General features: G+C 66.1%; 11 protein-coding genes. 6 read left to right on the top strand and 5 right to left on the bottom strand.

Going from position 1 to position 13,325, the window contains the following annotated elements; genetic code table 11:
- Nucleotides 1-149 precede the first annotated feature (149 nt).
- Entirely contained in the window at nucleotides 150-926 is a 777-nt protein-coding gene (locus tag LJ362_RS01475; protein ID WP_264800405.1) for an IclR family transcriptional regulator, read from the bottom strand.
- 118 nt (nucleotides 927-1,044) lie between these two features.
- Between LJ362_RS01475 and LJ362_RS01480 the strand changes: the two genes are divergently transcribed.
- Entirely contained in the window at nucleotides 1,045-1,794 is a 750-nt protein-coding gene (locus tag LJ362_RS01480) for an IclR family transcriptional regulator (RefSeq protein WP_264800406.1), read from the top strand.
- A gap of 83 nt (nucleotides 1,795-1,877) precedes the next feature.
- Here the strand turns inward: LJ362_RS01480 and LJ362_RS01485 are convergent, their stop codons facing one another.
- Nucleotides 1,878-2,738: a methylenetetrahydrofolate reductase gene (locus LJ362_RS01485; protein WP_264800407.1), complete on the bottom strand. Its 861-nt coding sequence runs from the start codon at nucleotides 2,736-2,738 to the stop codon at nucleotides 1,878-1,880.
- 144 nt (nucleotides 2,739-2,882) lie between these two features.
- Here LJ362_RS01485 and LJ362_RS01490 point away from each other — a divergent pair, with 144 nt between their 5' ends.
- Nucleotides 2,883-4,187 carry a glycine cleavage T C-terminal barrel domain-containing protein gene (locus LJ362_RS01490; protein ID WP_264800408.1) on the top strand — a complete coding sequence of 435 codons (1,305 nt, stop codon included), beginning with the start codon at nucleotides 2,883-2,885 and terminating at the stop codon, nucleotides 4,185-4,187.
- Nucleotides 4,188-4,395: 208 nt separating this feature from the next.
- Here LJ362_RS01490 and LJ362_RS01495 read toward each other — a convergent pair whose 3' ends face one another.
- A complete protein-coding gene (locus LJ362_RS01495; protein WP_264800410.1) occupies nucleotides 4,396-5,850 on the bottom strand; it encodes an APC family permease in 1,455 nt (484 codons plus the stop codon).
- A 170-nt stretch (nucleotides 5,851-6,020) separates the two neighbouring features.
- Here LJ362_RS01495 and LJ362_RS01500 point away from each other — a divergent pair, with 170 nt between their 5' ends.
- Nucleotides 6,021-7,355, top strand: coding sequence for a TrkH family potassium uptake protein (locus LJ362_RS01500; RefSeq protein WP_264800411.1), 1,335 nt, complete (start codon nucleotides 6,021-6,023; stop codon nucleotides 7,353-7,355).
- 108 nt (nucleotides 7,356-7,463) lie between these two features.
- Nucleotides 7,464-8,201 carry a potassium channel family protein gene (locus tag LJ362_RS01505; RefSeq protein ID WP_139469405.1) on the top strand — a complete coding sequence of 246 codons (738 nt, stop codon included), beginning with the start codon at nucleotides 7,464-7,466 and terminating at the stop codon, nucleotides 8,199-8,201.
- Nucleotides 8,202-8,318: 117 nt separating this feature from the next.
- Here the strand turns inward: LJ362_RS01505 and LJ362_RS01510 are convergent, their stop codons facing one another.
- Nucleotides 8,319-8,615: an antibiotic biosynthesis monooxygenase family protein gene (locus LJ362_RS01510; RefSeq protein WP_264800412.1), complete on the bottom strand. Its 297-nt coding sequence runs from the start codon at nucleotides 8,613-8,615 to the stop codon at nucleotides 8,319-8,321.
- Between the two features lie 196 nt (nucleotides 8,616-8,811).
- A complete protein-coding gene (locus LJ362_RS01515) occupies nucleotides 8,812-10,308 on the bottom strand; it encodes a site-specific DNA-methyltransferase (RefSeq protein ID WP_264800413.1) in 1,497 nt (498 codons plus the stop codon).
- 37 nt (nucleotides 10,309-10,345) lie between these two features.
- On the opposite strand from LJ362_RS01515, the gene LJ362_RS01520 reads away from it, so the two are divergent.
- A complete protein-coding gene (locus tag LJ362_RS01520) occupies nucleotides 10,346-11,989 on the top strand; it encodes an FAD-dependent oxidoreductase (RefSeq protein ID WP_264800414.1) in 1,644 nt (547 codons plus the stop codon).
- A 35-nt stretch (nucleotides 11,990-12,024) separates the two neighbouring features.
- A complete protein-coding gene (locus LJ362_RS01525) occupies nucleotides 12,025-13,281 on the top strand; it encodes an alpha/beta hydrolase-fold protein (RefSeq protein WP_264800415.1) in 1,257 nt (418 codons plus the stop codon).
- Nucleotides 13,282-13,325 lie beyond the last annotated feature (44 nt).

The following is a 13,325-nucleotide window of genomic DNA, read 5'->3' on the forward strand; positions in this document are numbered from 1 at the left end:
GCGTACGATGATCGTCCTCCGCCGAGGCGGGAGTGTCAAGAGGTTGGGCCGTGACCGATTCGAGGCAGAGCTGAGCAGTGAAACTGCGTCAGTGCGTCAGTGCGTCGGTGCGTCAGTGCCGATTTAGTGGGGTGCCGACTTGGCGCGGTTCAGTGTTCGCGCCACCCGAGGCGGGCCGAGACGTCGGCGGCGGCCTGAGTGAGCAGATCTCTCGCCGAGGCGACCTTGTCCTCGGTGAAGCGGAAGCTCGGTCCCGAGGCCGAGATCGACGCGATGACGTCCCCGTGGGCATTGCGCACGGGAGCGGACACTGCGGTCAGCCCGACCTCGAGCTCATCGACGACGAGCGAGAATCCGGTGGTGGCCACCTCGGCGATCTGGGTGAGCAGCTGCGCAACCGAGGTCACGGTGTGCGGAGTGTAGCGGGTCAGCTTCGCGCCCAGGGTCTCGCGGATGCCTGCCTCGCTCAGGCCCGAGAGCAAAACCTTGCCGTTGGAAGTCGCGTGCAGCGGAATGCGCTGACCGACCCAGTTGTGGCTCTGCACCGAAGCTTTCGACGAGGCCTGATCGAGGTAGAGCGCGGCACCGTCGGAGAGGACGGCGACGTTGATCGTCTCGCCGGTCGTCTCGGCGAGCATCTTGGTGATCGGGCGGGCCTCCTGGACGATGTCGAGGCGCGCGGTAGTCGCTCCGGCGAGGCGGAGGATGGACAGGCCCAGGCGATATCTGCCTCGGTGGTGGTCCTGTTCGACGAGTCCGCGGGCTTCGAGGGTGGAGACGATGCGTGAAGCCGTCGACTTGTGCACGCCGAGTTCACCGGCGATCTCGGTGATCCCGGCGAGCCCCGTGCGGGCGATGATCTCGAGGATCGTCACGGCTCGATCCACGGATTGGACGCCGCCCGAGCCCGCGTCTTTGTTGCTCATTTCGAAACTGTAACTCACGACGCGCAACCCGGCCAGAGTCTGAGGGCGTGGGGTAGGGTGAGTGCGGTCGGTGGGCCTCGATTCCGCCGACCCCCTTTCCCCGACGGAGCTGAGCACGATGAGCAATGGGACCCAGTCGATCGACCGGGCGGCAGAGATTCTGTCGTTGGTCGTGAGGTCCGACGACCCGATCTCCTACACCGAGGTGGTCGAAGAGACCGCATTGGCTCGGTCGACGGTCTCGCGCCTGCTCTCCGCCCTCGAACGCAACGGTCTGGTCGAACGCGACGGTGACGGCCTCTACCGCGGCGGATCGCTGTTCGCGACCTATGCATCCCGCTTCGACCGGGTGGAGAACCTCGTCGCTGCGGCCGATCCGACCCTGCAGCGCCTCAGCGAGGAGACCGGTGAGACGGTCAACCTCGCCATGCCGGGACCCAAAGGAGTCGTCCAGGTCGCCCAGGTCGATTCGACGTTCGTCCTCGGCGCCACGAACTGGGCCGATGTCGAGGTGCCGCCGCACTGCTCGGCTCTGGGCAAGGTCATGTTCGCCTACGACGTCATCCCGCTGCCGACTGGCAGGCTCGAGCGCCGCACCGAGAAGACCTTGGGCTCACGCAAGGAACTCACCGACGACCTCGATGTGGTGCGCGAGCGCGGATTCGCCATCGTCCACGAAGAGTTCGAGATCGGACTCGATGCCCTGGCGGCACCGGTGTTCGGCATCGACGGAGACGTCGTCGCAGCCGTGGGAATCTCCGGACCGACGATGCGCATCGCCGAACACCACGACCGCCTCGGTGCGCTGCTCGTCGACGAGGCGGGACTGCTCTCGCGCAGTCTCAAACGCAAGGTCACCCACCGGTAGGCGAGCCGAGAATAGGTCACGAACGGATACTTTCCAGCGTTGAGAATATCCGATTGCGACCTATTTTCGAGTGCGGTGGTTTCTCACCACGCAGTCGAGACCTCTTCGGCGCCGCCGAGGGCCGCGAGCTGCTTGCGGCGCCAGACCTCGGTGTCCTTGATCTGATTGAACGTATAGATGTGCAGACCGGCAACGCCCATGTCCGGGTCGTCGAGGACCGGGCCGACCTTGTCGAGAAACTTCCGTGGGTTGTATCCGCCGGGCTTGGCCATTCGCGTGAAGGTCGCCGTGTTCTTCCGCAGGAACCGCGTGGACTCACCCACTCCGATCTTCGTCGCGACTCGGGCGAGTTTGGTCAACTCCACCTTCCCGGCGATGCCGAGGACCAGCGGCAGCTCGATACCGCGTGATCGCACCCTGGCCACCCACGAGGCGACAAGTGCCGGGTCGAAGCACAGATTCGACACCAGGTGCGTGGCGTAGTCTCGTTTGTCCCACATGGCCTGGATCGTCACATCGTCAGGGATGATCGGGTGCGATTCCGGATAGGCGCTGACACCGATGTGCTGGAACGGTGCGGCCATGGAAGAGAGATCGACGAGGAGGTCGTGGGCACCGACGTACCCGCCGGCCGGGGGAGTGGCGTCCCCCGCGGGGACGAAGATCCGGTCCACAGCCGCCTCGGCGAGGCGATCGACGATCTCCGTGAGCTCCGGTCTGCCGTGGATCATCCGTGCGGCCAGGTGGGGCACGGCGCGGAAGCCCCGGGCCTGGAGCTGTTCGGCCGTGGACAGCGTCGCCTCGAGGGTCAGCCCCGTCGACGCGGTCACCGTGATCTCGCGGCCCGGTGCCACGTACTCCTCGGTGCGTTCGACGATCCCGGCCGTGGGCAGAACCTCGTAGCGAGCGGTGCTCAGCAGCCTGCGCAGCGTTGACTGTGACATCCTCGTCTCCTTCTCGGAGGTCGATTCATGAAACTCGCATGTGCGAGTTCCTTGCGTCCCGGTGTCTTCGATCCTACACTCATTGTACCCATGATATGGGAATTGAGTTCCATAATATAAAACTGTGCGAGCAGGGGGAACACCATGGACAAGAATGTCCCCACAGTGGATCAAAGTGACAGGCAAGTTCCGATCAACCTACGTCAGTCCGGCCCGACCCCGGTCGAGATGCTCATCGACACCCGTGTCCGCAAGTCCCCTTACTGGGAACTGTCCGTGCAGCAGGGTTGCTGGCGCGCGTCGATCTACAACCGGATGTACCACCCACGCGGCTACATCCCCCGTGACGAGGGCGGGATGATGGCCGAGTACCAGTCCCTCGTCAACGATGTGACCCTGTGGAACGTCGCCGTCGAACGGCAGATCCAGGTCAAGGGCCCCGACGCCGAGGCGTTCGTCAACTTCGTCATCACCCGTGACGCGACGAAGATCCCGGTGATGCGCGCCCGCTACGTCATCCTGTGCAACGAGGCAGGCGGCATCCTCAACGATCCGATCCTGCTGCGGGTCGGCATCGACGAATTCTGGTTCAGCCTCTCCGACACCGACCTCATGCTCTGGCTGCAGGGAGTCAATGTCGGCGGCCGATTCGACGTTACGATCTCTGAGATCGACGTCGCCCCCGTGCAGGTCCAGGGCCCGAAGTCCGTCGACGTCATCGCCGACCTCGTCGGGGAGGAAGGGCGCACGCTGCCCAGCTACGGACTCATGGAAGCCCAGGTCGGCGGGCGTGACGTCATCATCTCCCAGACCGGATTCACCGGTGAGAAGGGCTACGAGATCTATCTCAAGGATGCGACGAAGTACGCCGAGGATATGTGGAACGCCGTCCTGGAAGCCGGCGCGCCGTACAACCTCAAGGTCGTCGCTCCCAGCCACCACCGTAGGATCGCCGCGGGCATCCTCTCCTGGGGTCAGGACATGGACTTCGAGACGCTCCCGTTCCAGGTCAACCTGTCGTACCAGGTGCCGCGGAAGAAGGAGGCCGACTATATCGGCAAGGCCAGGCTCGAAGAGGTGCGTGGGCTCATCGAAGCCGGAACTCCGCCGTATCGCACACAGCTGGTGGGTCTGCTGGTCGGCGGGAAGCCGATCACCGACTATGCGCCGGACTTCTGGCTCGTCTCCGCTGCCGCTGATGGTGAGGCGGTCGGGTACGTGACCTCGCCGTGGTATTCGCCGGAACTCGAGGCGAACATCGCGATGGCCCATGTGCCGGTGTCGGCAACCGAGCTCGGCACCGAATACTGGGTGCATCTGCCGGAGCCGTTCGCCGATACTCCCGGAGTCCCGGTGCGCGCCGAGGTGGTCGAGATGCCGTTCCGCCCGAGCGTGAACCCCAACCAGCGTGAGCGTCTGAAGATGCGCGGCCTCGACGCCGCCGTCTGAGTCGGCTCCGATCCCTAAGACCGAGCGCGGTCGCCGTTGCGCAAAGCCGGCGGCCGCGTTCGCATGCCTGGCACCCCTCACCGGTCGCGGCTTCTCCTACATATAGCGAAGCACCCCTCGCTCTCAGTGGGTCACCACCCCGTTGCAAAGGGGTGATGTGTCGCTGAGAGTGAGGGGTGCTGCCGCTGGTGAAGGATAGCTCAGGCGATCACTTTCCGCGCAGCGCCTTGACCTTCGCAAGGAGTTCGTTCTCGGCATTGGGGCCGGCCTTGACGCCGCGCGGCAACCGGAACATGAACACTATGCCGATGGCAAGCCACAGTCCGAACATCGCCCACGACTGCCACGCCAACTGCGCAGAGACCGGGGTGATCGGCAGGTAGAGGACGAAGAGGACGAGCGTGAGCACGGCCGAGACGACACCGATTGCGAAACCGGAGCTGCCTTTGCCGCCGATGCGCAGCGGACGGTCCATCGCCGGTTCGCGCTTGCGCAGTACGAGGAAAGCGACGCTGACGAGGAAGTAGGCGATGACGATCGCCGGCGAACCCGCATCGACGATCCAGCCGAGTGCCGCCGAGCCCAGGAACGGTGCCAGAGCCGAGAGCGCCCCGATGAAGATTATCGAGTTGACGGGGGTGCGGTAGCGCGGGTGCAGCTTGCCGAACCAGGCCGGGATCATTCCGGCCACGGCCATCGCCCACATGAGGCGAGACGACCCCATGAGGAAGGCGTTCCACGAGGTGATGATCCCGGCCAGACCACCGGCGATGACGAGCTTGCCCCAGATGGCGGAGTTGAACATCGCCGTGAGCGCGTCCGCGGTGACGAGGTCGTGAGTGGCCAGTTCCGAGGCAGGCATGGCCAGCGAGGTCATCCAGATGATGATGACGTAGAAGGTGATCGCCATGAGTACCGAGATGACGACGAGCTTGCCGATCTTCGCCGGAGGCAGGTTGATCTCCTCCGCTGACTGCGGGATGACGTCGAAGCCGACGAAGAGGAACGGGACCACCGCGACGACGGCGATGAAACCGGACCCGCCTCCGGTGAACAGCGGCTCGGCATTGGCCGCCTCGCCGCCGGTGAGACCGCCGGCCAGGAGCATGAGGGCGACGATGATGAGGAAGGAGACGACGAAGGTCTGGACGAGGGACGCGACCTTGACACCGCGGATGTTGATCCAGGAGATGATGATCGCGGTGACCGTGCCGACGAGCGCCCAGGTGAGATACACATCGAAGTCGGCGATCGTCCACAGTTTCACAAACTCGAGGTTCGGGAAGAGGTAGAGCGCGGTCTTCGGCACAGCCACGGCTTCGAACATAACGACGCTGATGTAGCCGCCGGTGATCGCCCACGAACCGAAGAGGGACACCTGTGGGCCCATTGCCCGGATGAGGTAGTTGTGCTCACCTCCGGCATGCGGCATGGCGGCCACGAGCTCGGAGTACACGGTGCCGACGAAGCACATAATGATGCCGCCGACGACGAAGGCGAGGATGGCGCCCATGGTGCCGGCACCTGAGAGCCACTCACCGGTGAGCACCACCCAGCCGAAGCCGATCATGGCACCGAAGCCGATGAAGAGGGCATCGATCGAGCCGAGGGCTTTGACGAAGCCGTGGTTTCGATCTGTTGTTGCTGCCTGCGGTTGACTCATGAGGTTCCTCGACACTTCTCTGTGGATGGACGAACAGGTGCTGGGCGGTGCCGCGGGCATGAGCCGAATCACGGCAGTTCCGATAAGGCAGAGTAGCAGGATTCTGACCGTTACCGGTGAGTTGCCGGCGCGCGACGCCGAACCGTTGCGATGGTGCTACATTTCGTCTGGTGCACAGCTCACATCGCTCAGCGATCGTCCGCGTCATCGCGGGCTTCTCGGCCGCACTGGTCACGGGAACCACTCTGCTCATGACTCCGGCAGCCACAGTCGCTGACGGCGGCATCTCCTTGCTCAAAGCTCTCTTCACAGCCACCTCGGCGCTCAGCGTCACGGGGCTCGTCGTCCTCGACACCGGTCAGGACTTCACTCTCTTCGGACAGATCGTCATCGTCTGCCTCATCCAGGCCGGCGGACTCGGCGTGCTCCTGCTCACGGCGCTGCTTGCCCTGCTGCTGGCGGGAAAGGCCGGTCTCAGGCTCCGCCAATCCGTGGCCTCGGAGACGAAGAGCGACGCGATCGGCGGCGTCAAGCCGCTCGTCCTGCGCATCACGGCACTGACCTTCGGCATGGAACTCGTGGTCGCCTCGGCGCTGTTCTGCCGGTTCTTCCTCCATTACGACGAACCCGTCACGGCCGCGATCTGGGATGCGATCTTCCACGCGATCTCCGCGTTCAACAACGCCGGATTCGGGCTGCGTCAGGACAACCTCGTCGACTATGTGGCCGACCCGTTCATCTGCGGTCCGATCGGGCTGGCGGTCATCCTCGGCGGGCTCGGCTATCCCGTCCTCATCGAACTTGTCCGGCGGTACCGAACCCCGCTGAAGTGGAGTCTGACCACGCGGATCATGGTCGTCCTCACTCCGGTTCTGCTCATCGGCGGCACCGTCTTCATCGCCGTGATCGAGTGGAACAATGCCGCGACGATGGGCCACCTCGATGCGTGGGGGAAGATCCAGGCGGCGACGTTCCAATCGACGATCACACGCACGGCCGGGTTCAACTCGATCGACATCAGCCAGATGCACACGGCGACGTGGTTCGGGATGGACGTCCTCATGTTCATCGGCGGCGGACCGGCGGGCACGGCAGGCGGCGTGAAGATCACGACGATGGCCGTGCTCGCGGCGACGACGTGGACGGAGGTCAGCGGCGGCCGGTCTGTCACCCTGTTCCGTCGCCGGATCTCCCGATACGTGCACCGGCAAGCGACGACGGTCATCGTCCTCGCCCTGGGGTGGGTGCTGCTCGCGACGATGGTCATCCTGCTCTGCGACCCGAGATTCGGCCTCAGCCGGGTCCTCTTCGAAGTCATCTCCGGCTTCGGGACGGTCGGTCTGTCGACCGGAATCACCGCGGATCTGTCCGCTCCCAGCCAGATCGTCCTCGTCCTCACCATGGCGCTCGGCAGGCTGGGACCGGTGACCGTGGCATCCGGCCTGGCCCTGCGCGAGCGCCCCATCCGCTACGAACTGCCGAAGGAGCGTCCGCTGATCGGCTGATGGCCGGTCCACGGAGAGCCGAATCAACGACTGCCGACACCCTCGCCGAGGCGGCCCCGCACTCAGATGGGACGCCAAGTGAGGATGAGGCCCAGAAAGGACAAGACCATGAACGAGAAGAAGAATTGGATGGCGCGGTCCGCGTCGTTCTTCACCGGCGACCCCTCGCCGCTGGCAAAGGACGGGGCGGTGGCCGTGATCGGGCTCGGCCGCTTCGGCGGATCCCTGGCGCGCGAACTCGCTGAGCATGGGGTCGAGGTCATCGGCGTCGACCGTGACGAGTCCGTTGTGGCCGAGTTCGCCGACGTCCTCGCCCATGCCTCCCGCGCCGATGCCACCGACGAGGTGGTGCTGCGACAGCTGGGCATCGACGAGGTCTCCCGCGTCGTCATCGCCATCGGCAGCGACTTGGAAGCGAGCATCCTCGTGGCCTCGCGGATCCTCAAGCTCGGCAATCGCCACATCTGGGCGAAGGCGATCAGCGAAACCCACGCCGAGATCCTCCATCAGCTGGGCATCGGCAACGTCATCAGCCCCGAGAACGACATGGGCCGACGACTGGCCCACCTGATCAGGGGGCATATCTCGGACTTCCTGCCCATCGACGAGGACTTCGTCCTGGCGCGCACCACTCCGCCGGTGCGCACGACCGACGTGCCCTTGGCCTCACTGGGGCTGCGCACGAGGTACGACGTCACGATCGTCGCGTTCAAACGCCGCGGCGGCACCCACTGGGACATCGCCGATCGAGACGTCACCCTCTATGCCGACGACGAGATCCTCGTGGCCGGCAGCCCGAAGAAGGTCGAAGCATTCAGCGAATTGGACAAAGACGCCGACGCGTAGGTCGACGCCCTTGGACGATCGCTATTCCCTCGCCGAGGCGGCCCCTGAAGTCACAATGATCCCTCGCCGAGGCGGCGCCGTGATTGGGCGCGTAAGCTCGGGGCACTGCTGCGGGCGTCAGTCGCCGAGGTCGACGACCTCGAACTCGAGGAGGTTCGCCTGCTCGGAGACCGGCTTCTTGCCGCTGGACTCGTGGGCGGATGAGCGGTTGGCGAGCCAGTTCTCGAAGTCTTCGCGGGTCGCCCACTGGGTGTAGACGAAGTACTGGTCCCCGCCGGCCACCGGGCGCAGCAGCTGGAAACCTTCGAACCCGGGGGAGCCGTCGACGGAGTGCTTGCGCTGCGCGAAGCGCTTCTCGAGTTCAGCGCGAGCAGGCTCGGGGACGGTGAGGGAGTTGATGGCGACGACTGACATGGTTGCTCCTGTTCGGGTTGGCAGCTGAGTCACCTCGACCCTACGGCCTTGACCCGAGTGCTGTCTGAGGAGTCCGATTGTTCGCCCGCAGCGTCTCAGATCCGACGTCGTGCAGCGGTGCAGGAGCATGGAGGCGATTGTTGGGTCGATCCACGGTGTTCTGGAGGTCGAAAACACCGTGGATCGACCCAACAATTCAATCGGAAGGTGCGGCGGGGCGATATTCGGCTGTCACGTCGCCGCCGATGGTCTCGACGACCTCGAGCTGGGTGAACGTCAGTCCGGGGGAGTGGGCGTCGGCGGCGCGACGGATGCGCTCGGCGGTGAGCTCACTGATCGTCGGGAAATCGGCGTCGCCGGCAGTGCCCGCACCGTCTGTGCCGCCCGCACCGGCAGCGCCCGCACCGCCTGTGCCGCCCGCGCCTTCTGCTGCCTGACCGTTTGCTCCGGCCCCGCCGGTCCGCTCCACTCCGCCCCCGACGACGACAGCCTTCGCGTTCTTCGACCGCAGCGGCTCCGGGGTCTGCACCAGCACGAATGACCGGGACCCCTGATCCCGTTCGTTCGCGGCCATCACGGCCTGTGCGGTGGTCCCGGACCCGGCGAAGAAGTCGAGGACGATGGCATCGGGGTCGAAGAACGTCTGCGAGGCCACGAGCGCCTTGACCAGCTCGACCGGCTTCGGATAGCTGAACACCCCCGCCAGGCCCAGCGGCTCCAGATCGTTCTGCCCGCCGAGCGCCTTGATGATCGAGTACAGCTTCGAACTCGCCTTCTCCGCCGGGGTCACTCGCACCACCGCATGCTTGCCCTCTGCGCCCCAGGGACGCAGGATGTACTCGCCCGATGCCAGCTTCGCATCCACCTCGGCGAGTTTCCCCTCACCCTTGACGGCGACGATGTCCTCGTACATCAGCCGCCGCTCGGACCCGCGCGCATACCGGCCGAAGCCGGCGCGCAGCACATCGGTCTCCACGAGCATCCGCCTGCCGTCGATGATCTCGAGCTTCGCCGGCGACTTCTTCTCCGTGAGGAACGGCCCGACCTGGCTCGCATTGCGGGCCCACACGTGCACATAGTCGTGCCCGCGCACGAAAGAGCGGGCATTGCCGCCGCCCTTCGCGCGCTGATGGATGAGCGTGCCCAGCGAATTGTCCTCACCGAAGATCTCGTGCCCGAGCAGCTGAGCCCACGCGCTCTCCTTGTCGTCGAGGTGGAGGAACAGGACCCCGTCCTCACGCATGAGCTCACGTGCGAGCAGCAGCCGCGGGGTCATGAATGACAGCCAGCTGGCGTGATCGTGCCCGTGATCTTTGTAGGTGTGCGCGTTGCCCGTGTTGTACGGCGGATCGATGTAGACGACCTTGACCTTCCGGCGGTGCGTGGCCAGCAGGGCGGTGAGTGCGGGCAGATTGTCCCCGACGACGAGCAGATTCTCGTGTGGATCGGGAACGTGAGCGGTGCCGTCGGCGTCCCGCAGATGCGGACGACCATCGCCGAGGCGGCCATCTCCTTCAAGGGTTCCCTTACCCGCCCCGAGGCGGCCCTCCCGTCCGGAGTTACCGTCCCCGAGGCTGGGGCTGGGCTCCCGTCCGACTCCGCCGCGGCGGGGCTCGGCTTCGGCACCGTCCACGAGGCGGCGACCGAGGGCGAAGGCGGCGGCCTTGCCGGTCCACTCCAAGACGGTCGTCATCCTTCTCCTTCACCCCGAACGGTGCCAAGATTGCTGTATGAGTATTTCACGAGTGGCCGTCGTCGGTGCCGGTATCCTCGGCGTCGCCGCCGCCCGCGAAGTCACCACGAGGTTCCCCGACGCCGAGATCACCGTCTTCGACAAAGCCGAGAACGTCGCTGCACATCAGAGCGGCCACACCTCCGGAATCGTCGACTCCGGACTCGACCAGGAGCCCGGTTCAGCGGAGGCGAAGCTCACCCGGCGCGGCCTCCAACTGCTCATCCCCTACATGGCCGAGGCAGGCGTGCCCTACCGGGAATGCGGGCAGCTGCTCATCGCCCAGAACACCGACGAAGCCGAACGACTCGAAGAGATCTTCGCCCGTGCCGAAGACAATGAGGTCCCCGGCGTCAGACTGCTCGAGCGTCACGAGATCGGAGCCGTCGAGCCAGCTGTCAGGGGAGTGCTCGGGCTCTTCTCACCCCATGCGGCCATCACCGATTTCTCGGCGCTCACCGCAGCGCTCGCCTCCGATGTGCGGGCGGCTGGAGGGACATTCCGCTTCGGCTCCGAGGTCACCGGATTCGACACCATGAGCAACGAAGTCCGACTGCGCGGGCGCCCGGTTCCGGCAGACGACTCGCCGGCGGGGGATGGGGCCGCAGCCGGGGAGACAGGCGAGGATGACCGTGGTACGGACCAGGCCGGCGATCAGGCCGGCTCGAGCGAAGGCGCCGACGACCGCGACCGCCGCGACGACCAGGTCCACGACCGCGACCGTCGCGACGATCAGGTCAGAGACCGTCCGCGGACATATCGCGGTGAGGAGGGCCGCGAACCCGTCATCGGCATTGCAGATGAGCTGCGCGATCGCTTCGGTCAGCAGGACTGGTTCAAACAGGCCGAATCGACGCTCGGCGAGTGGACGCAGAAGGTCTCCGATGCGTGGGCGAACCGCGACGGCTCGCGCCCAGGAGACTCTGGCTCACGCACCGGTGGCGCAGGATCGCGCGCCGGAGACGCTCCCAGCGGCAGGTCGCGCAGCGAAGCGCCAGCCGAGGAAGTGCTCGGCACCTTCGACATCGTCATCGTCTGCGCCGGTCTCCAGGCCGATCGCCTCGCGGTCGCCGCGGGACTCGACGCCGAACCGAGGATCGTGCCCTTCACCAGCGACTTCTACCGAAGCTCGGCCACCGACACCGAGGTGGTCCGCGGCATCATCGGGTCCGTTCCCGACCCGCCGGCCCCGTTCACCGAAACCTCGATCGTCCGGGGACTCGACGACGGGCTCGTCCTCGGACCGAACACCTTCGTCGCCCTTGGCCGTGAAGCCTACGATCGGCACGGGTTCGACCTCGCCGACATCACCTCGACCGCCCGCTCCAAGGGGTTTTGGAAGTTCGCCGCGCAGACTGCGAAGACAGCGGCCCGCGGAGTCAAACCCCGGGTGAGCAAAACCGCCTTCGTCGACGGAATCCGCCGCTTCGTCCCGGAGCTCGACCCGAACGCCGTGGCGCCCGGGGCCCGCGGAGTCCGGGCTCAGGCGATGACGGCCGAAGGCGAACTCATCGACGAACTCACCATGACCAGGCGCGGCAGGCTGACCGTGGTCAGGTCCGTGCCGAAGTGGGCGGCCACCTCGGCGCTGGCGATTGCCGAAACGATCGTCGATCGGGCCTTCGAGAACGCGGCCCGCTGAGATCGCCCCGCCAACCTGTGAAAGGGACACCGCTTTTGAGCGCTGATCGACCGTTCCCAGCGCTGTGCACGTGGACAGACAACGGCCCGGACGAGAGCTGGACGTTGCAGGTGGGGCTTCCGGCCTCAGCCATCCCCGCCGAGGCGGTCCCCGGAGACGCGCAGGAGATCTTCGTCGATCTCAACGGAGTCACCGACCGGCGGAATGTGCCCGGCGGGCTCATGACCCGGCTCCCTGCCCGGGACGAAGGCGGCGACCGTGTCGACGGTGCCGGCGCGACGAGGTATTCGATCGAGCTGACGGTTCCGCGGGGATATCGCGGGGCGCTTCGCTTCCTGCCCGTGCCGCGTGGCCTCCAGGTCGCCGACCGTCCGACCTGGCTCTCTGTCCTCGAACGGGGATTCGTACCCGCCGGTGATCACGATCTGCTCACGGTCACGGACATGCGCAGGAAACAGATCCTCGAACTCGCCGCACCCGACGCCAGGCCCCTGATCTGGACCGGTGGAGACCGTCCGGCGACCGACCTCCGCAGCGGGGCGGGCGTTGGTCGGGCCGACGCCGACGAGCAGGTCGTCACCCTCGGTTCCGCGCCGAGGCGGATCTGGACCCACCGACCTCAGCGAGGTCCCGCCTCGGCGCCGGTGCTCGTCGTCTTCGACGGGGAGAGGTTCATCCGCGGGGGACTGCTCGCCGCGATCGACGAGCTGGTGTCTCCGCCGTCCGTCGTCATCGCCGTCGACCATGCCCCCGTCGGCGACGACGGTCCCGACGAGGACGCGGCCGTCGGCCAGCGCGCCGATGATCTCGTGATGAATCCGCGGTTCTGCGACGACGTCCTCGCGCTCGTTCGTCAGACGGCACCGGAGGCCTCGGCCCGCACGATCATCGCGGGCGCCTCATACGGCGGACTGGCCGCGGCGTTCTTCTCCCTGCGTCACCCTGAGGCGTTCCGCGGAATCTGCCTCTCTCCGTCCTTCTGGGAATCCGACGACCAGAGGCGCAGGATCTGGGATCTCACGCCGAGCAGCACCGACAGTGAGCCGGACGGACTCGCAGCGGAACCGGAGTCTCGGATGTCGGAGACCCGGACGGCGACCGCCGCCCGTCCGACGTTCTGCGTCGACCACGGGATTCTGGAGACGGTCATTGCGGATTCTGTCGCCGAGGCGACCGAAGAGTTCGCCGCTCGCGGCATCGACGTCGCACCTCGGCCGTTCGTGGGCGGACACGAATATCTGTGGTGGCGCGAACTCATGCTCGTCCGACTCGCCGAAGTCCTGGCGGAATGACCCGAACGCCAGTCAATGTCGGTCAGGGCGCACCCGGCGTGGGG

Source organism: Brevibacterium sp. JSBI002, assembly GCF_026013965.1.
Lineage (GTDB): Bacteria > Actinomycetota > Actinomycetes > Actinomycetales > Brevibacteriaceae > Brevibacterium.

What these genes read in the sequence shown, in the direction of transcription:
- LJ362_RS01475 (WP_264800405.1), bottom strand. Translation starts at nt 926, where the DNA reads ATGAGCAACAAAGACGCGGGCTCGGGCGGCGTCCAATCCGTGGATCGA.
- LJ362_RS01480 (WP_264800406.1), top strand. Translation starts at nt 1,045, where the DNA reads ATGAGCAATGGGACCCAGTCGATCGACCGGGCGGCAGAGATTCTGTCG.
- LJ362_RS01485 (WP_264800407.1), bottom strand. Translation starts at nt 2,738, where the DNA reads ATGTCACAGTCAACGCTGCGCAGGCTGCTGAGCACCGCTCGCTACGAG.
- LJ362_RS01490 (WP_264800408.1), top strand. Translation starts at nt 2,883, where the DNA reads ATGGACAAGAATGTCCCCACAGTGGATCAAAGTGACAGGCAAGTTCCG.
- LJ362_RS01495 (WP_264800410.1), bottom strand. Translation starts at nt 5,850, where the DNA reads ATGAGTCAACCGCAGGCAGCAACAACAGATCGAAACCACGGCTTCGTC.
- LJ362_RS01505 (WP_139469405.1), top strand. Translation starts at nt 7,464, where the DNA reads ATGAACGAGAAGAAGAATTGGATGGCGCGGTCCGCGTCGTTCTTCACC.
- LJ362_RS01510 (WP_264800412.1), bottom strand. Translation starts at nt 8,615, where the DNA reads ATGTCAGTCGTCGCCATCAACTCCCTCACCGTCCCCGAGCCTGCTCGC.
- LJ362_RS01515 (WP_264800413.1), bottom strand. Translation starts at nt 10,308, where the DNA reads ATGACGACCGTCTTGGAGTGGACCGGCAAGGCCGCCGCCTTCGCCCTC.
- LJ362_RS01520 (WP_264800414.1), top strand. Translation starts at nt 10,346, where the DNA reads ATGAGTATTTCACGAGTGGCCGTCGTCGGTGCCGGTATCCTCGGCGTC.